This window comes from Curvibacter lanceolatus ATCC 14669 (genome assembly GCF_000381265.1).
Lineage (GTDB): Bacteria > Pseudomonadota > Gammaproteobacteria > Burkholderiales > Burkholderiaceae_C > Curvibacter > Curvibacter lanceolatus.
Genome location: NZ_KB906270.1, coordinates 24765 through 47344, shown reverse-complemented (window position 1 = coordinate 47344; position 22580 = coordinate 24765). Strand labels below are relative to the sequence as shown.

The 22580-nt window shown below is 68.1% G+C and carries 23 protein-coding genes; 6 read left to right on the top strand and 17 right to left on the bottom strand.

The window, feature by feature from the left end; genetic code table 11:
• Window positions 1–124 precede the first annotated feature (124 nt).
• From F624_RS0124075 to F624_RS0124050, 6 genes are all read right to left on the bottom strand, one after another.
• On the bottom strand, window positions 125–1027 hold the full coding sequence (locus tag F624_RS0124075; protein WP_019576937.1) for a LysR family transcriptional regulator: 903 nt from the start codon (window positions 1025–1027) through the stop codon (window positions 125–127).
• Between the two features lie 34 nt (window positions 1028–1061).
• Window positions 1062–1886 carry an orotidine-5'-phosphate decarboxylase gene (gene pyrF, locus F624_RS0124070; RefSeq protein WP_019576936.1) on the bottom strand — a complete coding sequence of 275 codons (825 nt, stop codon included), beginning with the start codon at window positions 1884–1886 and terminating at the stop codon, window positions 1062–1064.
• A 65-nt stretch (window positions 1887–1951) separates the two neighbouring features.
• Window positions 1952–2692 carry a uracil-DNA glycosylase family protein gene (locus F624_RS0124065; RefSeq protein ID WP_019576935.1) on the bottom strand — a complete coding sequence of 247 codons (741 nt, stop codon included), beginning with the start codon at window positions 2690–2692 and terminating at the stop codon, window positions 1952–1954.
• Complete coding sequence (gene rimI / locus F624_RS0124060) at window positions 2689–3141, bottom strand: ribosomal protein S18-alanine N-acetyltransferase (protein ID WP_019576934.1); 453 nt, start codon at window positions 3139–3141, stop codon at window positions 2689–2691. Before rimI ends, F624_RS0124065 begins: the two co-directional genes overlap by 4 nt.
• An 8-nt stretch (window positions 3142–3149) precedes the next feature.
• Entirely contained in the window at window positions 3150–3839 is a 690-nt protein-coding gene (gene tsaB / locus F624_RS0124055) for a tRNA (adenosine(37)-N6)-threonylcarbamoyltransferase complex dimerization subunit type 1 TsaB (RefSeq protein ID WP_019576933.1), read from the bottom strand.
• A 15-nt stretch (window positions 3840–3854) separates the two neighbouring features.
• Entirely contained in the window at window positions 3855–4847 is a 993-nt protein-coding gene (locus F624_RS0124050; protein ID WP_043426616.1) for a DMT family transporter, read from the bottom strand.
• Window positions 4848–4940: 93 nt separating this feature from the next.
• On the opposite strand from F624_RS0124050, the gene dacB reads away from it, so the two are divergent.
• From dacB to F624_RS0124030, 4 genes are all read left to right on the top strand, one after another.
• Complete coding sequence (gene dacB, locus F624_RS0124045) at window positions 4941–6398, top strand: D-alanyl-D-alanine carboxypeptidase/D-alanyl-D-alanine endopeptidase (protein ID WP_019576931.1); 1458 nt, start codon at window positions 4941–4943, stop codon at window positions 6396–6398.
• A gap of 14 nt (window positions 6399–6412) precedes the next feature.
• Complete coding sequence (locus F624_RS0124040; RefSeq protein ID WP_019576930.1) at window positions 6413–6667, top strand: SemiSWEET transporter; 255 nt, start codon at window positions 6413–6415, stop codon at window positions 6665–6667.
• Window positions 6668–6806: 139 nt separating this feature from the next.
• Window positions 6807–8423, top strand: coding sequence for an alpha/beta hydrolase family protein (locus F624_RS0124035; RefSeq protein ID WP_019576929.1), 1617 nt, complete (start codon window positions 6807–6809; stop codon window positions 8421–8423).
• 27 nt (window positions 8424–8450) lie between these two features.
• Window positions 8451–9158: an OmpW/AlkL family protein gene (locus tag F624_RS0124030; RefSeq protein ID WP_019576928.1), complete on the top strand. Its 708-nt coding sequence runs from the start codon at window positions 8451–8453 to the stop codon at window positions 9156–9158.
• A 152-nt stretch (window positions 9159–9310) separates the two neighbouring features.
• Here the strand turns inward: F624_RS0124030 and F624_RS0124025 are convergent, their stop codons facing one another.
• The 4 genes from F624_RS0124025 to purE are packed head-to-tail and all read right to left on the bottom strand — an operon-like array spanning window position 9311 to window position 13002.
• The gene (locus F624_RS0124025; protein WP_031256109.1) at window positions 9311–10252 is read right to left on the bottom strand and encodes an SGNH/GDSL hydrolase family protein; all 942 of its coding nucleotides are present in this window, start codon (window positions 10250–10252) and stop codon (window positions 9311–9313) included.
• Window positions 10253–10295: 43 nt separating this feature from the next.
• Window positions 10296–11285, bottom strand: a complete 990-nt coding sequence (locus tag F624_RS0124020) for an L-threonylcarbamoyladenylate synthase (protein ID WP_019576926.1) — start codon at window positions 11283–11285, stop codon at window positions 10296–10298.
• A 20-nt stretch (window positions 11286–11305) separates the two neighbouring features.
• Window positions 11306–12502 (bottom strand): 5-(carboxyamino)imidazole ribonucleotide synthase, encoded by a 1197-nt coding sequence (locus F624_RS0124015; protein ID WP_019576925.1) that lies wholly within the window; start codon window positions 12500–12502, stop codon window positions 11306–11308.
• Window positions 12499–13002, bottom strand: coding sequence for a 5-(carboxyamino)imidazole ribonucleotide mutase (purE, locus tag F624_RS0124010; RefSeq protein WP_031256104.1), 504 nt, complete (start codon window positions 13000–13002; stop codon window positions 12499–12501). The genes F624_RS0124015 and purE overlap by 4 nt, the downstream gene beginning before the upstream one ends.
• Before the next feature lie 106 nt (window positions 13003–13108).
• Here purE and trxA point away from each other — a divergent pair, with 106 nt between their 5' ends.
• A complete protein-coding gene (trxA, locus tag F624_RS0124005) occupies window positions 13109–14068 on the top strand; it encodes a thioredoxin (protein ID WP_019576923.1) in 960 nt (319 codons plus the stop codon).
• 302 nt (window positions 14069–14370) lie between these two features.
• Here trxA and F624_RS32805 read toward each other — a convergent pair whose 3' ends face one another.
• From F624_RS32805 to pyk, 5 genes are all read right to left on the bottom strand, one after another.
• The gene (locus tag F624_RS32805) at window positions 14371–14745 is read right to left on the bottom strand and encodes a ribbon-helix-helix domain-containing protein (protein ID WP_043426626.1); all 375 of its coding nucleotides are present in this window, start codon (window positions 14743–14745) and stop codon (window positions 14371–14373) included.
• A 98-nt stretch (window positions 14746–14843) separates the two neighbouring features.
• Window positions 14844–15425, bottom strand: a complete 582-nt coding sequence (locus F624_RS0123995; protein ID WP_019576921.1) for a DJ-1/PfpI family protein — start codon at window positions 15423–15425, stop codon at window positions 14844–14846.
• Between the two features lie 126 nt (window positions 15426–15551).
• Entirely contained in the window at window positions 15552–16460 is a 909-nt protein-coding gene (locus tag F624_RS0123990; protein WP_019576920.1) for a phosphoribosylaminoimidazolesuccinocarboxamide synthase, read from the bottom strand.
• Window positions 16461–16671: 211 nt separating this feature from the next.
• On the bottom strand, window positions 16672–17736 hold the full coding sequence (gene fba / locus F624_RS0123985) for a class II fructose-bisphosphate aldolase (RefSeq protein WP_031256100.1): 1065 nt from the start codon (window positions 17734–17736) through the stop codon (window positions 16672–16674).
• A 178-nt stretch (window positions 17737–17914) separates the two neighbouring features.
• Window positions 17915–19351 carry a pyruvate kinase gene (gene pyk / locus F624_RS0123980; protein WP_019576918.1) on the bottom strand — a complete coding sequence of 479 codons (1437 nt, stop codon included), beginning with the start codon at window positions 19349–19351 and terminating at the stop codon, window positions 17915–17917.
• Window positions 19352–19750: 399 nt separating this feature from the next.
• Here pyk and F624_RS0123975 point away from each other — a divergent pair, with 399 nt between their 5' ends.
• Window positions 19751–20857, top strand: coding sequence for a fatty acid desaturase (locus tag F624_RS0123975; RefSeq protein ID WP_019576917.1), 1107 nt, complete (start codon window positions 19751–19753; stop codon window positions 20855–20857).
• Window positions 20858–20952: 95 nt separating this feature from the next.
• Here F624_RS0123975 and F624_RS0123970 read toward each other — a convergent pair whose 3' ends face one another.
• Both F624_RS0123970 and F624_RS0123965 read right to left on the bottom strand, forming a co-directional pair.
• Window positions 20953–22149, bottom strand: a complete 1197-nt coding sequence (locus F624_RS0123970) for a phosphoglycerate kinase (RefSeq protein WP_019576916.1) — start codon at window positions 22147–22149, stop codon at window positions 20953–20955.
• Window positions 22150–22242: 93 nt separating this feature from the next.
• Window positions 22243–22578 (bottom strand): AzlD domain-containing protein, encoded by a 336-nt coding sequence (locus tag F624_RS0123965; protein ID WP_019576915.1) that lies wholly within the window; start codon window positions 22576–22578, stop codon window positions 22243–22245.
• Between the last annotated feature and the right edge of the window lie 2 nt (window positions 22579–22580).

Here is a 22580-nt window from a genome sequence, read left to right as displayed (position 1 = left end):
GAGGCAAGGGCCGCGCAAGTGAGGCCCGTGCAACGATCGCCTGCAGCCCGACGATTGTCCGGCCTGCAGACCGACCTCCGGTGCCGAAGCAGCACCAGGTGGTGCTGTTTTTAACATCCCCCCCTCAGAGCAGGCTCTCGCTGCGCTGCCAGACCTGCTCGGCCAGGTCCGACAGGCGCCGCTTGGCGCGGTAAAGCCGCACCTCGAAACGCACGCTCAGGCGCGGATCGCCGACCCGGCCCAGGCGGCCCTCCTGCAGCGCCCCGGCCGCCAGCGAGACGGGCAGCCAGGCGACGCCCAGGCCTTTGAGGGCGTACTCGAGCAAGGCATCGGCCGAGTCGCACTCGATGACCCGGCGCAGGGCCGGGGCCTGCGGGTGGTGGGCCAGGTGGTCCTGCACCAGGCGACCCAGCGCCAGGCTGTCGGCATAGGCCAGGTAGGGGGTGGGGCTGGCGATGCCGGGGGCGAAGGCATGCAGGGGCGCGCCGCCGGCATCGCATTGGCTGACCGGCACCAGCTCGTCGCGTGCCAGGGTCAGGTGGCTGTACTGGCGAGCCGGGATCTGCAGCGCCAGCAGCGGGTGGTGGTAGGTGAGCATGAAGTCGACCTCACCGCGCTCCAGCAGGCGGGTGGTGTCGGCCAGGGCCCGGGTGCGGATCAGCACCTCGGCCTGGCCCAGCTCGGGCTGCAGCCGGCACAGCCAATCGGCCACCAGGGTGCGTGCCAGGGTCCGGCCAGTGGCCAGGCTCAGGGTCTGCTGCTCGCGCCCGGCCGCGCCGCGCAGGGCGTCATGGGCCTGGTTCAGGCCCTGCAGCAGGTGGCGGGCATCCTGCAGCAGGCTGTCGCCCGCGGCGGTCAGCGCCACCGGTCCGGGGCCGCGCTGCACCAGGGGCGTGCCGGCCCATTCCTCCAGCGCCCGGATGCGCCGGCCGAAGGCCGGGTGGGTGACATGGCGCAGCTCGGCGGCGCGGGTGAAGCTGCGCGTCTGCGCCAGCACCACCAGGTCTTCGAGCCACTTGACCTGCATGGCGATGGGCGGTGATCAGCGGCCGGACGGGGGGTCAGCCGCGCGCGGCTTGCAGCAGGTCGCGGGTGCGCAGGGCTTCGCGGCGGGCCGCGTCCTGGAAATCATCGCCCGACGAGGCGTACAGGATGGCGCGCGAGGAGTTGACGACGATGGGGGCACCGGGCTTCCAGCCGGCGCGCACCGTGGCCACGGCGTCGCCCCCCTGGGCCCCGACGCCCGGGATCAGCAGCGGCAGTGTAGGGGCCAGGGCCCGCACGCGCTCGATCTCGGCCGGGTAGGTGGCGCCCACCACCAGGCCCAGCTGCCCGTTCAGGTTCCAGGGGCCCTGGGCCAGGCGGGCCACGTGTTCGTACAACAGGGGCTGGCCCTCGACCGAGGCCAGGCGCTGGTTCTGCAGGTCGTCACCGCCGGGGTTGGAGGTGCGGCACAACAGGAAGGCGCCCTTGCCTTCGTACTTGAGGTAGGGCTGCACCGAGTCAAAGCCCATGAAGGGCGACAGGGTGACGGCATCGGCGCCGTATCGGTCAAACGCCTCTTTGGCGTACTGCTCGGCGGTCGAGCCAATGTCGCCGCGCTTGGCGTCCAGGATGATGGGCACGTGGGGCGCGACACGGCGCATGTGCTCCATCAGGCGCTCCAGCTGGCCTTCGGCGCGGTGGGCGGCAAAGTAGGCGATCTGGGGTTTGAAGGCGATCGACAGATCGGCCGTGGCATCGACGATGCGGGCGCAGAAATCGTAGATCTTGTTGGCATCGCCCTTGAGCTGGGCCGGGAAGCGGGCGGGCTCAGGGTCCAGGCCCACGCAGAGCATGGAGCCGTTTTGTTGCTCGGCGTTGCGGAGCATGTCGAGGAAGGTCATGGGCGCCATTTTAAAGAGGTGCCCGATCTAAGTTCGATCGACGGGCGATCTGGCGCAACGAAAGCTCAACCCAGGGCCAGGCACAGGTCGGCCCAGGCGCGTGCCTTGTCGGCCTGGGCACGCAGCAGGTAGGGGGCGTCGTAGGTGACCACGGCGGGCACCCCGTGCAGATCGTGCACGCGCCCGCGCAGCCGGCCCAGCGGCTCATCGGTGCCCAGGGCTTCGCGCGCCGCGGTGCGCCCCATCAGCAGCACCCGCTGCGGCTGGCGGGCCTGCAGCAGCTCGGCCCAGGCCAGGGGTTCGGCCGCCTCGTCGGCGCCACGCCGGGCCAGGCCGGCCACCCACACCTGGGGCGTCTTGTGCAGGCCCATGGCGCGCAGCATGTTGTCCAGCAGGCGGGCCGCCGGGCCGCCGTCTTCGGCCAGCGGGTCGTCCCCCGGCCAGATCGCCTCGGTGACCACCAGCCAGCCGCCCGGGGCGGCGGGGCTGGCATACAAGGCCTGGGCCGGCAGCAGGCGCCAGGTGCTGGCCGCGCCGGCCAGCACGCGGCCAGGGGCCGGGGTGGGGCGAGCCAACGGCGCCTGCGAGGCGGCTGCTGGGGGGGCTGCGGGCGCACTCATGCGCTGCGGTGCCAGGGTCGGTGTTTGGACCGATGGTTGGACCTGTGTGTGGGCCGGTGCCTGGACCGGGGCCTGCTCCGGCGCGCGCACCAGCAGCTCGCCCACCACCGGGGGCTCGGGCCACCAGTAGGGGATGTGCATCTCGTCCAGCATGGCGCGCTGGCGCGCGTCGAGGTTCAGGCTCATAGTTTCAGGCTCATCACAATCGCGTCTTCACGCCCTTCAAAGGCTGGATAGTAGGCCCGGCGCACCCCCACCCGCTGGTAGCCATGGGCCAGGTACACCGAATACGCCCGGGTGTTGGACACGCGCACCTCCAGCCACAGCCACTGGGCGCCCTGCCCGCGCGACCAGGTGGCCAGGGCATCGAGCATCACCCGCGACCAGCCTTGGCGCTGAAATGCCGGGGCCACGGTGATGTTCAGCAGATGGACCTCGTCCACCCCTTTCATGGCCACAAAGTAGCCGATCAACTGGTCATCGCCCACCAGCACCTGGGCTTGGTAGCCCGAACGGATCGAATCCAGGAAGTTGCCCCGGCTCCAGGGGTGGGTGTAGGCCTGCTGCTCGACGGCCAGCACGGCGTCCATCCAGGCCTCGGTCAGGGTTTCGAATCGGGCTTCGCTCACGGACATGGGGCACCTCAGGCCTGGGGCTGGCGGGCCGCCTTGTCGGCCTCACGCTCAGCGGTGGTCTGGGCCACCTTGTCGCGGATGTACAGGGGCAGGGCCTGGTCGGCCGGCACCGCCTGCCCCGCCTGCCACAGCGCCGGAGCCAGGCGCAGCAGCGCCGTGGCGGTGGGCAACAGCGCCAGGCCCGGCGCACCGGCCAGCCGCCCGGGGTAGGCCGCGGCGGCACTGCCGGCCAAAGTCCAGCCCGGGGGCACGGCCACGCTCTCGGGCGCACCCAGGGCGAAGTCGGCAGGCACCTGCCACTGGCCGTTCTGCCATTCGCAGGGCGCGCTGTAGACCTCGTTCATGCGGGCGTCCAGCGCGGCCACCACGCGGGTGCAGCCGTGCTGGTGGCGGGCCTCTTCGGCCACCGCCAGCAGGGTGCTGACCGGCAGCACCGGCAGACCGGCCCCGAAGGCCAGCCCTTGGGCCACCGAACAGGCGGTGCGCAGGCCGGTGAACGAACCCGGGCCGCTGCCGAACACGATGGCATCGAGCTGTTGCAACGTGAGCCCGGCCTGGGCCAGCAGCGCCAGCAGCGCCGGGATCAGGGTGGCCGACGACTGGGCGCCGCCAGCCCCCTCCTGCTGCCACACGACCTCGCCCCGCCCCACGGCCAGCGAGAGGCGTTCGGTGCTGGTGTCAAAAGCAAGAAAATTCATAATCAGGGAAAGGGTTCAACGCAGGCCTTTGGCCGGCTTGGAAAAAAGTGGCAGCCACCCGGCCGACCGCGACGGCAGCACGCCGGCTGCAATGCCCGCCGTGACCAGGGCCAGGCCCAGCATCAGGTTCCAGTGCATGGGCTCGCCCAGCAGCCAGACCGCGCCCAGGGCCGACAACCCCGGCACCAGGGCCGTGATCATGGTGGAGCGCACCGGACCGAAGTATTGGATCATGCGCGTGAAGGCGATGCCCGAGATCACCACCGAGCCCACACCCTGGAACAGCAGCTGAAAGACAATTTCGCCCCAGGGTGCCGAGCCCAGGCGGGTGGGCAGCAGGCCCGACTGCGTCAGCAGCGCAAAGACGGGCACAAAACTCAGCAGGGCCAGGGCGGTGACGGCCATCGTGGCCCGCACCGCATCGGCCCCAGTGCGGCGCACCAGCACGCTGTAGGTGGCCCAGCAACTGCTGGCCGCCATGAATAGCAGATCGCCCTTCCAGACCGTGCCCTGGCCCGACAAGGCGCCCAGCAGGCTGGCCCCACCCACCAGCAGGTCGCCCAGCAGGATCAGACCCAGGCCGAACACCCGCGCCGCGGGTGGCCGATCACCCAGCAGCCAGATGCTGAGCAGCGAGGCCCACAAAGGCAGGCTGCCGGGCATCAGCACCGAGCCGTGGGCGGCCGGAGCAAAAAAGAAACCGCTGTAGGCCAGCACGGCATAGGCCAGCCCGCCGAACAGGCCCAGCACCAGCGTGGGCCGCAGCGGCAGTGGCGACAAGCCGCCCAGCGAACCACTGAAACCCGCCGGGCTGCGCCGCTCACGCCGGGCGCGCCACAGCGCCCAGGGCATCAGCACGACCGAGGCCCCGACAATGCGCAAAAAGGCGATGTCGAAGGGGCTGAGGGTGCGCTGGGCCGAGGCTCGGGCGATCACGATGAAGGCGGTCCAGATCAGGACCGTGACGAGGGCGGACGCCAGGCCCACCGCTCGCGGAGAAAAACGCATGGGGGGATTATCCCGAAATGGCTCCAGGCAGGCGGTGCCATGTCAATATCCGAGGCCAGACTGATCTCCCTTGCGATGAAACCAAGCCGTTTGATGCCGCCGTCAACCTTCTCCCCCCTGGCCCGCGCCCGCCTGCGTTCACTGTTGGGCGGCACGCTCCTGCTGGCCCATGCCCTGTGCACCCACGCCGCCACCGCCCTGCCCCCCGAAATCGAGGCTGCGCTGCAACGCTCGCGCCTGCCACGGGATTCTGTGACCCTGCTGGTGAGCGAGGTGCAAGGCCAGCGCCCGCCCCGGCTGGCGCTGAACCCGGCCACCCCCATGAACCCGGCCTCGGTGACCAAGCTGATCACCACCGAGGCGGCCCTGGAGCTGCTGGGGCCGGCCTTCAGCTGGCAGACCCCGGTGTACCTGGATGGCCCGATTCGCGAGGGCACGCTGCAGGGCAACCTGGTCATCAAGGGCCAGGGCGACCCCAAGCTGGTGCTGGAGCGCCTGTGGCTGCTGCTGCGCCGGGTGCAGGGCCTGGGCATCCGCCAGATCAGTGGCGACATCGTGCTGGACCACAGCGCCTTCGAGCTGCCCGCGGTCAACCCGGCCGACTTTGATGGCGAGCCGCTCAAGCCCTACAACGCGGCGGCCGACGCGCTGCTGATCAACTTCCGCTCGCTGGTGCTGACCTGGGTGCCCGACCCGGCCGCCGGCCTGGCACGGGTGCAGCTCGACCCACCGATGGCCGGCGTGCAGTTCAGCCCCAGCGTGCCGCTGCTGGCCGGCGAATGCGGCGACTGGCGCACCCAGCTCAAGGCCCAGCTGGCCGACCCCAACCGCCTGAGCTTTGCCGGTGGCTACCCGGCCAGCTGCGGCGAGCGCAGTTGGCCCCTGGCCTATGCCGAGCCGGCGAGCTACAACGCCCGTGCCCTGGAAGGCCTGTGGAAGGACATGGGCGGCCGACTGGGCGGCCAGGTGCGCGACGGGCTGGTGCCGGCCGGGTTGCAGCCTGTCTTCAGCCTGGCCTCGCCCCCGCTGGCCGAAGTGATCCGTGACATCAACAAGTACAGCAACAACGTGATGGCGCAGCAGTTGTTCCTGACGCTGAGCCTGCAGCAAAAAGGGCTGGGCACGCCGGCGGGCTCGCGTGAGGTGCTGAGCCAGTGGTGGCGGCGGCGCTTTGGCGAGGCCGATCTGCCCAGCCTCGAGAACGGCTCGGGCCTGAGCCGAGACACCCGCGTGAGCGCCCAGGCCCTGACCCGGCTGCTGCAGGCCGCCTGGGCCGGCGGCACGATGCCGGAGCTGTTGTCGTCCCTGCCGCTCAGCGGGGTGGACGGCACGCTGCGGCGGCTGGGCAAGGACAACGCGGCCGTGCAGGGCGCTGCCCACCTGAAAACCGGCAGCCTGCGCGATGTGACCGCCGTGGCCGGCGTGGTGCACGGCGCCAGCGGCCGCCGCTACACCCTGGTGGCCATGGCCAACCACCCCAATGCCAACGCCCTGCGCCCGGTGATCGAGGCCTTGATCGCCTGGACCGCGCGGGATCAGAACCTGCCCTGAACCGGCCTCACCCCATGTCACTCACCGATCTGATCGGCTACCTGGCCGCCTGCCTCACCACCTGCAGCTTTGTGCCCCAGGCCTGGCTGACCTTCAAGACCCGTGATGTGCGCGGCATTTCGCTGGGCATGTACAGCGTGTTCACCTGCGGCGTGGCCTTGTGGCTGCTGTATGGCCTGGCCCTGGAGGCCTGGCCCATCGTCGCGGCCAATGCGGTCACCCTGAGCCTGGCCGCCAGCATCCTGGCCATGAAGCTGCGCTACCGGTAGGTCGACAGACACACCTGGGCGGCGTTGACAACGGCCGCAAAGGGCTTGGTAGTTTCCCGCTGACGGCGCAAGTATCGCCAGCGTTACGATGGAGCGACGCAAAAACGAACGGTCGTTCTATTTTTAACAGGAGACATCCATGCGCCATTTCATCGGCCTTGCGCCCATTGTTGCGGCCCTCTTGCTGGCAGGGTGCGGCGGGGGCGGTTCTGACTCGGGGGGCAGCAGCACCACGGACAACAGCGGCAGCCGCGGCTCGCTGCAGTACAACCCGCCCCTGCGCGTCACCGGCCTGAGCGCCACCGACTTCCAGGCGCAGCTCAATGCCAGCAGCACGGGCAAGGGCCTGCTGGCGGTGGCCGGCACGCCGAAATGCGGGATCAATTTCCACTACATCCAGTACGGCACCGTGGGCGGCGCGGGCGAAGCCACCAATGGCACGGGCGCCTTGATGGTGCCCACAGGCACCGACCCCGCCTGCTCCGGGGCCCGCCCCATCGTGCTGTATGCCCACGGCACCACCACGGCCAAGGCCTACAACATCGCCAACATCCTGGACTCGAGCAACGACGCCTACGGCGAAAGCGTGCTGGTGGCCGCGGCCTTTGCAGCACAGGGCTTCATCGTGGTGGCCCCCAATTACGCCGGCTACGACGCCTCCAAGCTCAGCTACCACCCCTACCTGAACGCCGATCAAGAGTCCAAGGACATGATCGACGCCCTGACCGCGGCCCGCACCGCCCTGCCCAATGTGGGCGGCAGCGATTCCGGCAAGCTGTTCATCACCGGCTACTCGCAAGGCGGCCACGTGGCCATGGCCACCCACCGGGCCCTGCAAGCCCAGGGCAAGAGCGTGACCGCCTCGGCACCGCTGTCGGGCCCCTACGCCCTGGCTGCGCTGGTGGACGCGGTGTACTACGGCAATGTGAACCTGGGCTCGACCATCTTCACCCCGATGCTGAGCACCAGCTACCAGAAGGCCTACGGCAACATCTACAGCACCCCCAGCGACATCTACAGCAGCAACTTTGCCACGGGCATCGAATCATTGCTGCCGTCGACAAGTTCGATCAGCACCCTGCTGAGCCAGGGCAAGCTGCCGCAGACGGCCCTGTTCAGCAGCACGCCCCCCACCGCACCGGCCGGCTCCCCGGCTGCGTTGCAAGCCACCCTGAACGCGATCACACCGCCCACCACCCCGGCCGCTCAGGCGCCGCTGTTTGCGCTGGGCTTCGGCAGCAACCCGCTGGTGACCAACAACGCACGCCTGGCCTTCCTGCTGGATGCGATGGCCAACCCGGACGGCGCCGTGCCCAACACCACGACCGGCCTGCCGGCCAGTGCCCCCACCAACACCATGCGCCAGGCCTTCAAGACCAACGACCTGCGCAACTGGACGCCCACGCGCCCGGTGCTGATGTGCGGCGGCAATGGTGACCCCACCGTGTTCTACAGCGTCAACACCCAGTTGCTGGCCAAGCTGTGGAGCGCACCGTCGCCCATGGCCATGGGCACCGGCCTGCTCAATGTGCTCGACGTGGACTCGGCCGTGACCAGCGCCAGCGACCCGTTCGCGGCCGCCAAGGTGGGTTTTGCCACCCTGAAGGCTTCCACCGCCGCGGCCGCTGTGGCCGCCGGGGCCACCGATGGGGGTGCTAGCGCCGTGGTGCAGGCCTACCACGGCAGCCTGGTGCCGCCGTTCTGCACGGTCGCTGCGCGCGGCTTCTTCCAGCAAGTGCTGGCCGCCGGCCTCTGAGCCCCACCCAAGACGCAGGAGACAAACATGACATTCCGGCTGAACCCTCTCGCCCTGGCCCTCGCCCCCCTCTTGCTGGGTGGCACAACGGCCTGGGCCCAGGACAACATCTTCAGGGTGGGCTACACCCAGGTACAACCCAACTCGTCCGCCACCGATGCCACCGGCCCCTTCCTGTTGAAGCCGAACTCGGGCGTGAGCCTGACCGTGAAAGACCAGAGCACGCTGTTCTTCTCGTACGCCCGCAAGCTCAACGATCAGTTGGAAGTGGAACTGGCCATGGGCGTTCCGCCCACCCACGACATCGCGGCCAAGCTGAACCCGGCCATCGTGCCGGGCTACATCGTCTCGGCCTACCAGGGGCAGACGATTGCCAAGATCAGGCAGTTTGCGCCCACGGTGTTCCTGAACTACAGCTTTGGCGACAGCAGCAGCGCGCTGCGCCCCTTTGTCGGGGTGGGCGTCAACTACACCAAGTTCGACCAACGCAGCTCCACCAGCATCGGCAACTCGCTCAATGGCGGGCCGACCGACATCCAGCTCAGCGACTCCTGGGGGCTGGCCGCCCAGGTGGGCCTGGAATACCGCATCAATGACAAATGGTCGCTCCATGGCTCGGTGGCCACCGCCCGCGTCAAGACCACGCTGACGGCCACCACCGCGGGTGCCGCCCGCGTGATGGACATCACCTTCCACCCCGTGGTGCTCACGATGACGGCAGGCTACCGGTTCTGAGACTGAACGGCCCCACGCCCTGAGGCCCCGCTTGCGGGGCCTTTTTCATGGGCCAGCCGCAGCCATCGGCTGGCCCATGAAAAAGGGGGCCTGAGCCCCCTGTTCTGTGCCGGCCACGCTGCCTGCGCAGCGCGCCGTGTGCGTGCACTGACTTACCAGCGCGACTTCATGCGGCCGTAGGCGTAGGTGCCGTACAGCGTCTGGGCCGCAGGGGTGAAGTACAGCTTGTCGGCAAAGGTGTACTTGGTGTAATCCACGCCACTGGCCAGGGTGCTGGTGGTGCACAGGCTGGAGTTGACCTGGCCGTTGCCGATGCCGATGCCCGCGCCGCTGTCGGTCGAGGTGCAGGCGATGTTGGTCGAATCGGTCAGGCTGTAGCTGCTGGGCGAGGCGATGACCAGGTTGTAGTAGTAGGCGGCGTCGATGTAGAGCACGTTGGCGCCCAGGTCGTTGATCGCCAGCAGCAGCGCGCTGTTGAACTTGAGCACGCCGTTGCTGATCATGCTGGCCTGGCCGGTGCCCACGCCCCAGGGCGACTTGCTGACGTCGTACATGCCCGACACCACCACGTACTTGGCGCCCGCCGTGACCAGTCGACGCACCTGGGTGCCCAGGTCCGTGCCGGCCTGGGTCATGGCCGCCGCGAAGCTGGCCGAGTTGCTGCTGTTGGCGTTGTAGCTGACCAGCAGATCACCCAGGCCGCCGTTGAGCAGCACCACGTCATTGGCACCGAACTTGTCGGCGGCCAGGAACTTGTCGACCTGCTGCACCACGGTCAGGGTGCTGCCGTTCACGTCGTCGGGCGTGCCCACGATGCGGGCATGGCCACGGGCATAGCTGGTGCCGCCCGAGGCCTGGGTGACCAGGGTGCCGCCATAGCTGGTGGCCACTTGCTGTGTCCAGACGTTGACCGTGCCGTCGTTGACGGTGTAGCGCGAGCCGGACTGGCCCAGATCACTGAGGCCATCACCGAAGGCGATGAAACGCGAGGGCGCCAAGGCCGACTCGATGGTGCTGGAGCCGCAAGCCGAGAGCACGGCGGCCGATGCACAAGCCGCCAGCAACACAGCGCGGCGCAACCATTTTCCAGTCATTGAAATCTCCAAAAGATAGCGGGTAGTTTAACGAGGGCCGGCCTCAGGCCGCAGCAGCCCGTTGCAAGCGATCGCGCACCCCTTCCCAAGCCGGGGTGGCGGGTGGGGTTTCGACCCAGATCAGTTTCACGCCAGCCTCGTCGAAGCCGCGCAGGGCCGCAAACAGCTCGCGGGCGGCGTCTTCGGCCTGCGCGGGCATGGGCCGCAGCAGCACACCCGGCGCAGGCGTGCGCAAGGGGCTGCGGGCATAGACCGCCACCGCACTGGCCTGGGGGCCGAGCACGTCGAGAGCAGTCTGCAGGGCCTGGGCCTCCATCAGGCGCACCTTGGCCTGGGGGGCGTAGTGGGCCTCGAGGGTGCCTGAGGCTCGCGGATCGGGGCTGGCCAGCTCTTCGCGCGTGCGCAGGGGCTGGCCGCACGCGGCCTCGATCTGCTCGCGCGTGACGCCACCGGGGCGCAGCAGCACCGGGGCCCCGCGGGTGCAGTCGACGATGGTGGATTCAATGCCCACCTCGCAGGCACCACCATCGAGCACCAGAAGACCGTCACCGAACTCGCCCTGCACGTGGGCCGCCGTGGTCGGGCTGACCCGGCCGAACAGGTTGGCGCTGGGCGCCGCCAGCCCGTGCACACCCAGGGCTTCGCAGGCCTTGAGCAGGGCATGGGCCACGGGGTGCGAGGGGCAACGCAGGCCCACCGAATCCTGGCCGGCCGCCGCGGCCGCACCGGCTTCGGGGCGGCGCGGCAGGATCAGGGTCAGCGGGCCGGGCCAGAAGGCCTGGATCAGCCGCTGGGCAAAGGCCGGCACATCGTGGGCAAAGGCGTTCACGCCTTCGACCCCGGCCACGTGCACGATCAGGGGGTGGTCGCTGGGCCGCCCTTTGGCCGAAAAGATGCGGGCCACCGCCGCGTCACTGCCGGCATCGGCCGCCAGGCCGTACACCGTCTCGGTGGGCAGGCCCACCAGTTCGCCACGCGCCAGCGCCTGGGCGGCGCTCAGCACCGCGGCGGGGTCTTGCCCATCAAGAATCATGGTGTCGCACTCCGGCCGGCTCAGAAAGGCGCAATGCCCAGGATGGCGGCGGCCTGCAAGGCCTGCTCGCGCACCGCCTCGGGGCTGGGGCCGGTGAAGTTCAGGTGCCCCATCTTGCGGCCCCGCTTGGCATCAAGCTTGCCGTACAGGTGCAGGTGCGCGCCGGGCAAGGCCAGGATGCGGTCCCAGGCCGGGGTGCGTTGCTGGTCGCCGCCGGGCTCGAACCACAGATCGCCCAGCAGGTTGAGCATGATGGTGGGGCTGTGCAGGCGCGGCTGCACCAGGGGCAGGCCGACCATGGCCCGCACCTGCAGGTCGAACTGCGACAGGTCGCAGGCGTCGATCGTGTAGTGACCGCTGTTGTGCGGGCGGGGGGCGATCTCGTTGACCACCAGCGAGCCGTCCTGCAGCACGAAGAACTCGACACACAGCACGCCCACGTAGTCCAGGCCCTGCGCCACCGAACGGGCGGCCGCCACGGCCTGTGCGGCCACCGCGGCGCTCACATTGCCCTCGAACACCTCGGTGACGGCCAGGATGCCGTCGCGGTGCAGGTTGCGCTGCACCGGGAAGTTGACCTGCTGACCGGCTGCATCACGCGCCACGATGACCGAACATTCGGCCGCCAGGGGCAGCATCCTTTCGAGCACGCAGGGCACCTGCTTCAGGCCCTGCCAGGCGGCGGCCAGCTCGGCGCGGGTCTTGACGCGCACCTGGCCCTTGCCGTCATAACCCATGCGGGCGGTCTTGAGGATGCCGGGCAGCAGCGCCGCGTCATCCAGCGCCGCCAGTTGGGCTTCGGTCTCGATCACGGCATACGGGGCACAGGGCACGCCGCAGCGCACGAAGTGCGCCTTCTCGCGGGCCCGGTCCTGGGCGATGGAGACGGCCGAGGCGGCCGGCGCCACCGGCAGCTGCTCGGCCAGGGTGGCCAGCGCCTGCGCCGGCACGTTCTCGAACTCGGTGGTCACCGCGCTGCACAGGCGGCTCAACTCGGCCAGGCCCTGCGGGTCCAGGTAATCGGTCTGGATGTGGTGGTGGCTGACGCGGCCGGCCGGGCTGGTCGGGTCCGGGTCCAGCACCGCGGTGAAATACCCCATTTGCTGAGCGGCGTGCACGAACATGCGGCCCAGTTGGCCGCCGCCGAGCACGCCCAGGGTGGTTTCGCCCTGGGAGGCAGGCAGAAGGGGCTGGCGTGGTGTGTTCGTCATCATCATCCTGCGACAGGCGGCAGCGTCATGGCGCGGGCCACTTCGGTTTGTTCGGCGCGGAAGGCCTCCAGGCGCTGGCGCAGCGCCGGGTCTTCATTGGCCAGCAGGGCCACCGCGAACAGGGCCGCATTGGCGGCACCCGCCGTGCCGATGGCAAAGGTGGCCACCGGGATGCCCTTGGGCATCTGCACGATGCTGTGCAGCGAATCCACGCCTTGCAGGTGGCGGCTGGCCACCGGCACGCCCAGCACGGGCACGGTGGTCTTGGCGGCGATCATGCCGGGCAGGTGGGCAGCGCCCCCGGCCCCGGCAATGATGGCTTTGAGACCGCGGCCGACGGCGGCTTCGGCGTAGGCGAACATGTCGTCCGGCATCCGGTGCGCCGAAACCACCCGGGCTTCGTGGGCGATGCCGAATTGCTGGAGAATCTGGACTGCATGCTGCATGGTGTCCCAGTCACTGCTGGAACCCATGACCACGCCGATTTGAATGCTGCTGCTTGTCATAGGCTGTAAGGTTCGGTGCGGGCCAGCGGGTCCGTTTGGGCCCGCCACAGCCGGGGACACCGGGTTGCAACCCTGAATTTTACTTTTAGGCCCAGAAGGCTACGAAATGATTGACGTCACGATCCAAAACTTTGAAACCGAAGTCATTGCCGCTTCGATGAGCACGCCCGTGCTGGTGGACTTCTGGGCCGACTGGTGCGGGCCTTGCAAACAGCTGGGCCCGCTGCTCGAAAAGCTCGAAGAAGACTACGCGGGCCGCTTCAAACTGGTGAAGATCAACGCCGATGAGGAACAGCAGCTGGCGGGGGCTTTCGGCATCCGCAGCCTGCCCACCTGCATTTTGCTGATGGGCGGCAAGCCGGTGGATGGCTTCATGGGCGCGATTCCCCCTGCAGAACTGCGGGCCTTTCTGGACAAGCACATCCCCTCTGAAGAGGCTTTGCTGGCCGAAAGCGAAACCGAAGAGGCCGAGGCCCTGCTCGAATCGGGCGACACCGAAGCCGCCATGGCCAAGCTGGCCGACGCGGTGGCCGCCGACCCGGGCAATGACGAGGCGCGCTTCGACTACGCCCGCCTGCTGATCGCCGAGGGCGGCTTTGAGGAAGCCCGAGCCCTGCTGGCCGAGCCGCTGACCCGCATCCCCAAGCCGCTGCGCTTTGAGGCCCTGCTGCACTGGATGGAAGCCCTGGAGTTCGTGGGCACGGATGAGCGTGGCCAATGGGCACTGGCCGATTTCGACGCCCGCATCGCCGAGAACAAGCGCGACTTCGACACCCGCTTTGCCAAGAGCCGCATGCTGATCGCGCTGGGCGACTGGACCGGCGCCATGGACGAGCTGCTGGAGATCATCATGCGCGACAAAACCTGGAACCAGGAAGCGGCGCGCAAGACCTTTGTGGCCATCCTGGAGTTGCTGACCCCGCCCAAGCCCAAGGCCAGCGCGGCCGATGGCAGTGGCAAGAGCGCGGGCGGCATCGAACTGGCCGGCAAATCGGTGGCCGAGCTGGACCCGCAGGCCGAGCTGGTGTCGAAATACCGGCGCAAGCTGAGCATGTCCTTGAACTGACGGCCCCCACGGTCATGCACTTCGTGTCACTCCCTGCCCCCCGAGGGGGCCCAGCCCGCCTTGGGGCGGCCCGGCGGCGGGCTGATCACTTCGTTGCAGGCCTGCTGTAGGAAGACCGGGGCCTGGCGGCCCCCAACGCTCGCTCACTGCGTGTCGCTCCGTTGATCCCGGGGGGCCGCAGGCCGCCTTGGGGCGGCCCGGTGCCGGCCTGTTCACTTCGTTGCTGGCCTGCTGAAGGAAGACCGGGGCCTGACGGCCCCACGTTCGCTTACTGCGTGTCGCGCCCTTGGGCCCAGGGGCGGTCAGGCAGCGTGGCGGGCGGCAGGTAGAGTGGGACGGAGGTGCTCTGTCGCCAGCACGCGCTCTGGGTTGAGGCTGCGGATGGGGATGCTGGTGTCCTGGGGGATGCCGCCGCTGAGTTGCAGGGCCATGTAGCGGCCGCAGCACACGCGCAGGAAGGACGCAAAGTTCTCCACGCTGCCGCGTTCGGCCTGCAGCTCGTCGTGCAGGCGGGCGCAGAGCTGGGGCACGCTCATGCCGTCGCGGGCGGCGATTTCTTCGAGCACCTGCCAGAACAGGTTTTCCAGCCGGATGCTGGTGGCCACGCCGTGCAGGCGCACGGATCGGGCACGGTTGTCGTACAGGCGCGGGTCGGCGCTGATGAACACCTGGCACATGTTGTTGTCTCCTGGGCAGGCCTGCATCTTGGCGGCGGGCCGGCGGGGCCGTCAAGAGACGGCCCTTGCTGCAGAGTGGGCGACCTCAGTGTGTGGTCTCAGTGAGTGATGCGGGTGCCCAGCACGTGCAGGAACTGCGCGATCCAGTCGGGGTGGGCCGGCCAGGCGGGGGCGGAAACCAGCTTGCCGTCGGTGTGGGCCTTGTCGACGGCGATGTCGGCGTAATGGCCACCGGCCAGTTCGACCTCGGCGCGGCAGGCCGGGTAGGCAGAGCAGGTGCGGTCTTTCAGAACGCCGGCGCCAGCCAGCAGCTGGGCGCCATGGCAGATGGCGGCCACGGGCTTGTCGGTGTCGAAGAAATGGCGCACGGCGGCCACCACGGCGGGGTAGGTGCGCAGGTACTCGGGGCCGCGGCCGCCGGGCACGACCAGGGCGTCGTACTGCTCGGGGCTCACCTCGGCAAAGCTGGCGTTGAGCACAAAGTTGTGCCCGGGCTTTTCGCTGTAGGTCTGGGCGCCCTCGAAGTCATGGATGGCCGTCTTGATGGCGTCGCCCGCCTTCTTGTCAGGGCACACCGCATGCACGGTGTGGCCCACCGCCAGCAGCGCCTGGAAAGGCACCATCACTTCGTAGTCTTCGCAGTAATCCCCGCAGATCATGAGAATCTTCTTGCCCGCCATGTCGGTCTCCTGTGTTGATTGAGGCGACCTGATTGTTCGGGCTACCCGCGATGGGCGGGTGTTATCGGGTTACTACAAGGCCAAGCGAGGGGGCGGTTGCGCGCCCCGCTCGCACGAGGCCCGGGATCAGGCCGTGAGGCGTTGCAGGGCTTCGCGGTACTTGGCCGCCGTGTTCTCGATCACCTCACGCGGCAGGCGTGGTGCGGGGGCGGTCTTGTTCCAGGGCGCGCCGTTGACGCGCACGGCTTCGAGCCAGTCGCGCACGAATTGCTTGTCGTAGCTGGGCGGGTTTTCGCCGGCGGCAAAGGCGGCGTCGTAGCCTTCGACGGGCCAGTAGCGCGAGCTGTCGGGGGTCAGCACCTCGTCCATCAGCACCAGGGTGCCATCGGTGTCCAGGCCGAATTCAAACTTGGTGTCGGCAATGATCATGCCCTTGGTCAGCGCGATCTCGGCCGCGGCCTTGTAGATGGCGATGCTGATGTCGCGGATGCGGGTGGCCAGGTCCAGGCCGATCATCTCGACCGTGCGCTCGAAGGTGATGTTCTCGTCGTGTTCGCCCATCTCGGCCTTGGCGGCGGGGGTGTAGATGGGCTCGGGCAGGCGCGAGGCGTTCTTCAGGCCTTCGGGCAGGGGCACGCCGCAGACCGAGCGACTTTCCTGGTATTCCTTCCAGCCGCTGCCGGCCAGGTAGCCGCGCACCACGGCCTCGACCGGAATGGGCTTGAGGCGCTTGACCAGCATCGAACGGCCCGTGACCTGGGCCACTTCGTCGGCGGCCACCACGCTCTCGGGGGCGTCGCCGGTCAGGTGGTTGGGGCACAGGTGGCCCAGCTTGTCGAACCAGAACAGCGCCATCTGGGTCAGCAGCTCGCCCTTGCCCGGAATCGGCTCGCCCATGATGACGTCGAAGGCAGAAAGGCGGTCGCTGGCCACCATCAGGATGCGGTCGGTGCCCACGGCATAGTTGTCGCGCACCTTGCCACGGGCCAGCAGGGAGAGGGAATGGAGGGCAGAGGTGTGCAAGGCGGTGGACATGGTTTTGACTTCAGAGAAAACGGCGGAAACCCGGAAATGAAAAAGCCCGCTGAACAGTCAACGGGCCCGCGCTATTCGGCCCGATTATCGCAAGAGTCGGCCGGCCACGCCACGAAGCGGCCCGGCAGGCGGCCTCAAGCCCGGGGCCGGGCATGAAAAAAGGCCCCGCAGGGCCCCTTGATGGGTGTGGCCCCCAAGGGGCCACACAGCCTCAATTCACGACTTGAGCGAGTTCGCCGGCCGCGTAGCGCGCAGCCAGGATCTGCAGGCTGCTGCCCTTGATCTTGGCGCCCTGGCCTTCGCAACCGAACTCGAGGTAACGCTGCTTGCACACGGCCTTGGCGGCTTCGCGGGCGGGCTTGAGCCATTCGCGGGCGTCGAACTTGTCGGGGTTCTCGGCCAGGAACTTGCGCACCGCGCCGGTCATGGCCAAGCGGATGTCGGTGTCGATGTTGATCTTGCGCACGCCGTGCTTGATGGCTTCCTGGATTTCACTGACGGGCACGCCGTAGGTTTCCTTCATCTTGCCGCCGTACTGGTTGATGAGCGCCAGCAGTTCCTGCGGCACCGACGACGAGCCGTGCATCACCAGGTGGGTGTTGGGGATGCGGGCGTGGATTTCCTTGACACGGCTGATGGCCAGCACGTCGCCGGTGGGCGGGCGGCTGAACTTGTAGGCGCCGTGGCTGGTGCCGATGGCGATGGCCAGCGCGTCGAGCTGGGTTTCTTGCACGAAGCGGGCCGCCTCTTCCGGGTCGGTCAGCATCTGGCTGTGGTCGAGCTTGCCGACGGCACCGATGCCGTCTTCTTCGCCGGCTTCGCCGGTTTCGAGCGAACCCAGACAGCCCAGCTCGCCTTCAACGGTGACACCCACCTTGTGGGCCAGGGCCACGACCTGACGGGTCACCTCGACGTTGTAGGCGAAATCGGCCGGGGTCTTGCCGTCTTCACGCAGCGAGCCATCCATCATCACCGAGCCAAAGCCCAGGTCGATGGCGCCGGCGCAGATCTTGGGGCTGGTGCCGTGGTCCTGGTGCATCACCAGCGGGATGTGGGGGTAGGCTTCGGTGGCGGCCTGGATCAGGTGCTTGATGAAAGACTCACCGGCGTACTTGCGGGCACCGGCGCTGGCCTGCAGGATGACCGGGGCGCCCACTTCGTCGGCCGCAGCCATCACAGCCTGAACCTGCTCCAGGTTGTTGACGTTGAAGGCTGGAATGCCATAGCCGTTGGCCGCGGCGTGGTCCAACAGTTCGCGCATGGAAACGAGAGACATGGTGTAGATCCCTGGGAGGTAATGATGAATCGGTGAACGCGGGCAAGCCCCGGCTTGGTAACCCCGCTGTAACTGCGGCGATTTTAGCCGGATGTCGCCACGCCACGCCATGCCCAGACGGGCTCCCAGGGCGGCAAGCTGGCGCCCTCAAGGGCGCCGGTGCCTGACAAGCCGCGCGTCAGGCGACGCGGCAGATCTTCAGCATGTTGGTGCCGCCGGGTGCGCCCATGGGCTCGCCACAGGTGATGGCGTAGACATCGCCGCTGCCGACGATGCTGCGTTTCTTGAGGTGGGCCTCGGCCTGCACCAGGGCCGTGTCGCGGTCGCCGCTGGTGTCCATGAGCAGTGGGCGCACATTGCGGAACAAGGCCATGCGGCGCTGGGTGGCCACCTTGGTGGTGAGGGCATAGATGGGCACGTGGATGCGGTGGCGGCTCATCCACAGCGCGGTCGAGCCGCTGTCCGTCATGGCCACGATGGCCTTGGCGCCCAGGTGATGGGCCGTGAACAGCGCCCCCATGGCAATCGACTGGTCGATGCGGTTGAACGATTTGCCCATGAAGTCGGCCTCCAGCTCAACCTCTTCGGCCGCTTCGGCGGCGCTGCAGATCTTGGCCATTTCCTCGACCGTCTCGAGCGGGTACTTGCCGGCGGCGGTCTCGGCCGAGAGCATCACGGCATCGGTGCCGTCGAGCACGGCGTTGGCCACGTCACTGACCTCGGCGCGGGTGGGCACGGGGTTGGTGATCATGCTTTCCATCATCTGGGTGGCGGTGATCACGACCTTGTCGTTGTCCCGGGCCAGGCGGATCATGCGCTTTTGCAGCGCCGGCACCACGGCATTGCCCACTTCGACGGCCAGATCGCCGCGCGCCACCATGATGCCGTCGCTGGCGGCCAGGATTTCCTCCAGGCGCGGAATGGCCTCGGCCCGTTCGATCTTGGCGATCAGGCCCGGCTTGTGGCGGTATTCGGCGGCCGCCACGTTGCACAGCTGGCGGGCCATTTCCATGTCGGTGGCATTCTTGGGAAAGCTCACGGCCACGTAGTCAGCCTGGAAGCTCATCGCGGTGCGGATGTCTTCCATGTCCTTGGCGGTCAGGGCCGGGGCGGTCAGGCCGCCGCCCTGCTTGTTGATGCCCTTGTTGTTGGACAGCTCACCACCGAGCTTGACCACCGTGTGCACCTGCTCGCCGCGCACGGCGGTGACGGTCAGCACGATCAGGCCGTCATTGAGCAGCAGCACGTCGCCCGCCTTGACGTCGCGTGGCAGCTCCTTGTAATCCAGGCCCACGCCCTGCAGGTCACCCAGTTCGGTGCGCGAGGCATCCAGCACGAAGGGCATGCCCGGCTCCAGCATCACCTTGCCTTCGGCAAACTTGCCGACCCGGATCTTGGGGCCTTGCAGGTCGGCCATGATGGCCACTTCGCGCCCGGCGCGCTGGGCGGCGGCACGCACCAGGGTGGCGCGGTCGATGTGGTCCTGGGCCTTGCCATGGCTGAAGTTCAGTCGCACGACATTGACCCCCGCACGGATCATTTTCTCCAGCAGGTCGGGATCGCTGGAAGCGGGGCCAAGGGTGGCGACGATTTTGGTGGCGCGGCGGGTGCTCATGCAGTGTCTCCTGTAACTTAGTTTCTATTTTCACACGGATCGAGTTACCAACGCGGAACATGCCGCCCGCAATGCCCGCCTCGCGGGCCGGGACATTCGATCCGGCCTGCATTGTGCGCGGGCCCGGACAGGCCGGGCGGCAGAACACTGGCGGGCCGCGGGGCGCCCGGGCCTCGGCTGGGCGGGACAACCCATCGGTCTCGATCAACGGCTCAGCGGCCGGAGCGGATGGTTCAAAATTCCGGTTTCGAAGCCCGGCCCCCCTCGGCAATCCCCAGTCGTTCCTGGGGGCTTTGCCACAGGACAAATGCACCGGCTTTGAGGCGCGTCAACGGCCTGTCTTGACAAAGCCCTACCATCCGCACCTGCCGCTAAATTCGCAGAATCCTTTAGGCGACCATGAACGTCACTCAGAACTCCCCTCAACCGCTGCCCGCGCCGCTGGCTCCGGACGTCCCCCTGCCGCATCGCAAGATCATCCGCTCGTGGCTGATCCCCCTGTCCGAGCGCACCACACTGTGGGCCTTTGTGCTGCTGGCTTTCGATTACGCCGTGTTGGGCGCCTTCCTCAGCGGCGTGGTGCTGCTGGGCTCGGTCTGGCTCAAGCTGCTGTGCGGCCTGGCCGCCGGCTTCATGCTGGGCCGCCTCTTCATCATCGGCCATGATGCCTGCCACCAGAGCCTCACACCGCACCGCCGCCTGAACAAATGGCTGGGCCGCATTGCCTTCCTGCCCTCGATCACCCCCTACAGCCTGTGGGACGTGGGCCACAACGTGGTGCACCACGGCTTCACCAATCTCAAGGGTGTGGACTTCGTCTGGGAACCCAAGACCCAGGCCGAGTTTGAAGCCATGACCCCGGGTCGTCGCTTCATGGAGCGCCTGTACCGCAGTGGCTGGGCGCCCGGCCTGTACTACATGATCGAAATTTGGTGGAAGAAGATGTTCTTCCCATCCAAGTCGAGCATGGGCACGCGCCGCCCGCTGTTCTTCTGGGATTGCGTGGGCGTGTCGGCCTACGGCGTGGCCTGGATCGGCGCCCTGGTGGCCTCGGCCCTGAGCACCGGCCAATCGATCACCACCTTGCTGTTGCTGGGTTTCGTGGTGCCGATGATGTTCTGGTTCGCCATGATCGGTTTCGTGGTGTACGTGCACCACACCCACGTGAAGGTGTCCTGGCATGACAACAAGGCAGCCTGGACCCGCGCCCAGCCTTTCGTGTCGACCACCGTGCACCTGACCTTCCCGCTGCAGATCGGCGCCGTGCTGCACCACATCATGGAGCACACCGCCCACCACGTGGACATGAGCATCCCGCTGTACCGCCTGAAAGACGCGCAAAAGATGCTGGAAGACCTGCTGCCGGGCCGCATCATCATCCAGCCCTTCTCCTGGAGCTGGTACTTCAAGACCGCCCGCGCCTGCAAGCTGTACGACTTCACGCGCCGCTGCTGGACCGACTTCAAGGGCCAGGCCACCAGCGTGCCGCAACCGATGCCGGCCTGATCACCTCCGGCCCGCCCAACAAAAAGCCCCGTCGATGACGGGGCTTTTTTGTGTCCGACCCTGGCCCTGGAAGGGCTCAGGTTCGGGCCGGGAAATCACTGCTCGCTGGCGCGGCGAGCCAGGATCTCGAAGGCCGGCAGGGTCTTGCCCTCCAGCACTTCCAGGAAGGCGCCACCGCCGGTGGAGATGTAGCCCACCTGCTTTTCGATGCCGTACTTGGCGATCGCGGCCAGGGTGTCGCCACCGCCGGCGATGCTGAAAGCGCTCGATTCGGCGATGGCCTGGGCGATCACCTTGGTGCCGTTCTCGAAGGCCGGGAACTCGAACACGCCCACCGGGCCGTTCCAGACGATGGTGCCGGCGGCCTTGAGCTGGGTGGCCAGGCGGGCAGCCGTCTCGGGGCCGATGTCCAGGATCAGGTCGTCATCGTCCACCTCGGTGGCCTTCTTGACCGTGGCCGGGGCATCGATGGCAAAGGTCTTGGCCACCACCACATCGGTAGGGATCGGCACCTCGGCGCCACGCGCCTTCATGGCCGCGATCACGGCCGTGGCCTCACCCAGCAGATCGGGTTCGGCCAGGCTCTTGCCGATCTTCAGGCCGGCGGCCAGCATGAAGGTGTTGGCGATGCCGCCGCCCACGATCAGCTGGTCGACGTTCTTGGCCAGGCTTTGCAGGATGGTCAGCTTGGTGCTGACCTTGCTGCCCGCCACGATGGCCGCCAGCGGGCGCTTGGGGTTGGCCAGGGCCTGGGTGATGGCATCGATCTCGGCGGCCAGCAGCGGGCCGGCACAGGCCACGGGGGCGTACTGGGCGATGCCGTAGGTGGTGCCTTCAGCGCGGTGCGCGGTGCCAAAGGCATCGTGCACAAAAATGTCGCACAGGGCGGCCAGCTTGCGGGCCAGCTCTTCCTTGTTCTTTTTCTCGCCCACATTGAGGCGGCAGTTTTCCAGCAACACCACCTGGCCCGGGGCAATGGTCACGCCATCCACCCAGTTGGAGACCAGGGGCACGTCGCGGCCCAGCAACTCGCCCAGGCGCTTGGCCACGGGGGCCAGCGAGTCTTCGGGCTTGAACTCACCCTCGGTCGGGCGGCCCAGGTGCGAGGTGACCATCACGGCGGCGCCAGCCTGCAGCGCCATCTGGATGCAGGGGACGCTGGCGCGGATGCGGGTGTCTTCGGTGATGTGGCCGGCGTCGTCCTGGGGCACGTTCAGGTCGGCTCGGATGAAGACGCGCTTGTCGCGGGCTTGGCCGCTGGCGCACAGGTCGGAAAATCGGATGACGTTCATGGCTTGGCTTCGGTTCTGGACAAAACCCTTCCATTCTAGAAGCATGGGCTTCGCCAAACTGACAGAGCACTGGCCATCGGCCAGGCCTGCCCCTTACCAGCCCAGGCCAATGTGCAGCGGCAGGTACACCGCCATGCCCAGCACGATGGTCAGCAGCACGTTCTTCTTCCAGTAGTAGGCCGCCGCACCGGCCAAGGCGCCATACAGGCGCGCGTCCTGCAGCGAGGGCGTGAGGTGGCCCTGCACCATCACCACCTCGGGCACCACCACCGCAGCCAGGGCCGCGATGGGCGCGTACTGCAGCCCCCGCTGGGCCCAGTGCGGCAGGCCCCAGGGCTTGTTCGACATGAAGAAGAAGCTGCGCGCGATCACGGTCACGCAGGCCAGGCCGATGATGACGGCAACGGTCCAGAGGTCGGTGGTACCCATCA

What these genes read in the sequence shown, in the direction of transcription:
- dacB (WP_019576931.1), top strand. Translation starts at nt 4,941, where the DNA reads ATGCCGCCGTCAACCTTCTCCCCCCTGGCCCGCGCCCGCCTGCGTTCA.
- fba (WP_031256100.1), bottom strand. Translation starts at nt 17,736, where the DNA reads ATGTCTCTCGTTTCCATGCGCGAACTGTTGGACCACGCCGCGGCCAAC.
- tsaB (WP_019576933.1), bottom strand. Translation starts at nt 3,839, where the DNA reads ATGAATTTTCTTGCTTTTGACACCAGCACCGAACGCCTCTCGCTGGCC.
- pyrF (WP_019576936.1), bottom strand. Translation starts at nt 1,886, where the DNA reads ATGACCTTCCTCGACATGCTCCGCAACGCCGAGCAACAAAACGGCTCC.
- F624_RS0124050 (WP_043426616.1), bottom strand. Translation starts at nt 4,847, where the DNA reads ATGCGTTTTTCTCCGCGAGCGGTGGGCCTGGCGTCCGCCCTCGTCACG.
- trxA (WP_019576923.1), top strand. Translation starts at nt 13,109, where the DNA reads ATGATTGACGTCACGATCCAAAACTTTGAAACCGAAGTCATTGCCGCT.
- F624_RS0124020 (WP_019576926.1), bottom strand. Translation starts at nt 11,285, where the DNA reads ATGATTCTTGATGGGCAAGACCCCGCCGCGGTGCTGAGCGCCGCCCAG.
- rimI (WP_019576934.1), bottom strand. Translation starts at nt 3,141, where the DNA reads ATGTCCGTGAGCGAAGCCCGATTCGAAACCCTGACCGAGGCCTGGATG.
- F624_RS0124075 (WP_019576937.1), bottom strand. Translation starts at nt 1,027, where the DNA reads ATGCAGGTCAAGTGGCTCGAAGACCTGGTGGTGCTGGCGCAGACGCGC.
- F624_RS0124040 (WP_019576930.1), top strand. Translation starts at nt 6,413, where the DNA reads ATGTCACTCACCGATCTGATCGGCTACCTGGCCGCCTGCCTCACCACC.
- F624_RS0123975 (WP_019576917.1), top strand. Translation starts at nt 19,751, where the DNA reads ATGAACGTCACTCAGAACTCCCCTCAACCGCTGCCCGCGCCGCTGGCT.
- F624_RS0123970 (WP_019576916.1), bottom strand. Translation starts at nt 22,149, where the DNA reads ATGAACGTCATCCGATTTTCCGACCTGTGCGCCAGCGGCCAAGCCCGC.
- F624_RS0124065 (WP_019576935.1), bottom strand. Translation starts at nt 2,692, where the DNA reads ATGAGCCTGAACCTCGACGCGCGCCAGCGCGCCATGCTGGACGAGATG.
- pyk (WP_019576918.1), bottom strand. Translation starts at nt 19,351, where the DNA reads ATGAGCACCCGCCGCGCCACCAAAATCGTCGCCACCCTTGGCCCCGCT.
- purE (WP_031256104.1), bottom strand. Translation starts at nt 13,002, where the DNA reads ATGACAAGCAGCAGCATTCAAATCGGCGTGGTCATGGGTTCCAGCAGT.
- F624_RS32805 (WP_043426626.1), bottom strand. Translation starts at nt 14,745, where the DNA reads ATGTGCCAGGTGTTCATCAGCGCCGACCCGCGCCTGTACGACAACCGT.
- F624_RS0124035 (WP_019576929.1), top strand. Translation starts at nt 6,807, where the DNA reads ATGCGCCATTTCATCGGCCTTGCGCCCATTGTTGCGGCCCTCTTGCTG.
- F624_RS0123965 (WP_019576915.1), bottom strand. Translation starts at nt 22,578, where the DNA reads ATGGGTACCACCGACCTCTGGACCGTTGCCGTCATCATCGGCCTGGCC.
- F624_RS0124025 (WP_031256109.1), bottom strand. Translation starts at nt 10,252, where the DNA reads ATGACTGGAAAATGGTTGCGCCGCGCTGTGTTGCTGGCGGCTTGTGCA.
- F624_RS0124030 (WP_019576928.1), top strand. Translation starts at nt 8,451, where the DNA reads ATGACATTCCGGCTGAACCCTCTCGCCCTGGCCCTCGCCCCCCTCTTG.
- F624_RS0123995 (WP_019576921.1), bottom strand. Translation starts at nt 15,425, where the DNA reads ATGGCGGGCAAGAAGATTCTCATGATCTGCGGGGATTACTGCGAAGAC.
- F624_RS0123990 (WP_019576920.1), bottom strand. Translation starts at nt 16,460, where the DNA reads ATGTCCACCGCCTTGCACACCTCTGCCCTCCATTCCCTCTCCCTGCTG.
- F624_RS0124015 (WP_019576925.1), bottom strand. Translation starts at nt 12,502, where the DNA reads ATGATGATGACGAACACACCACGCCAGCCCCTTCTGCCTGCCTCCCAG.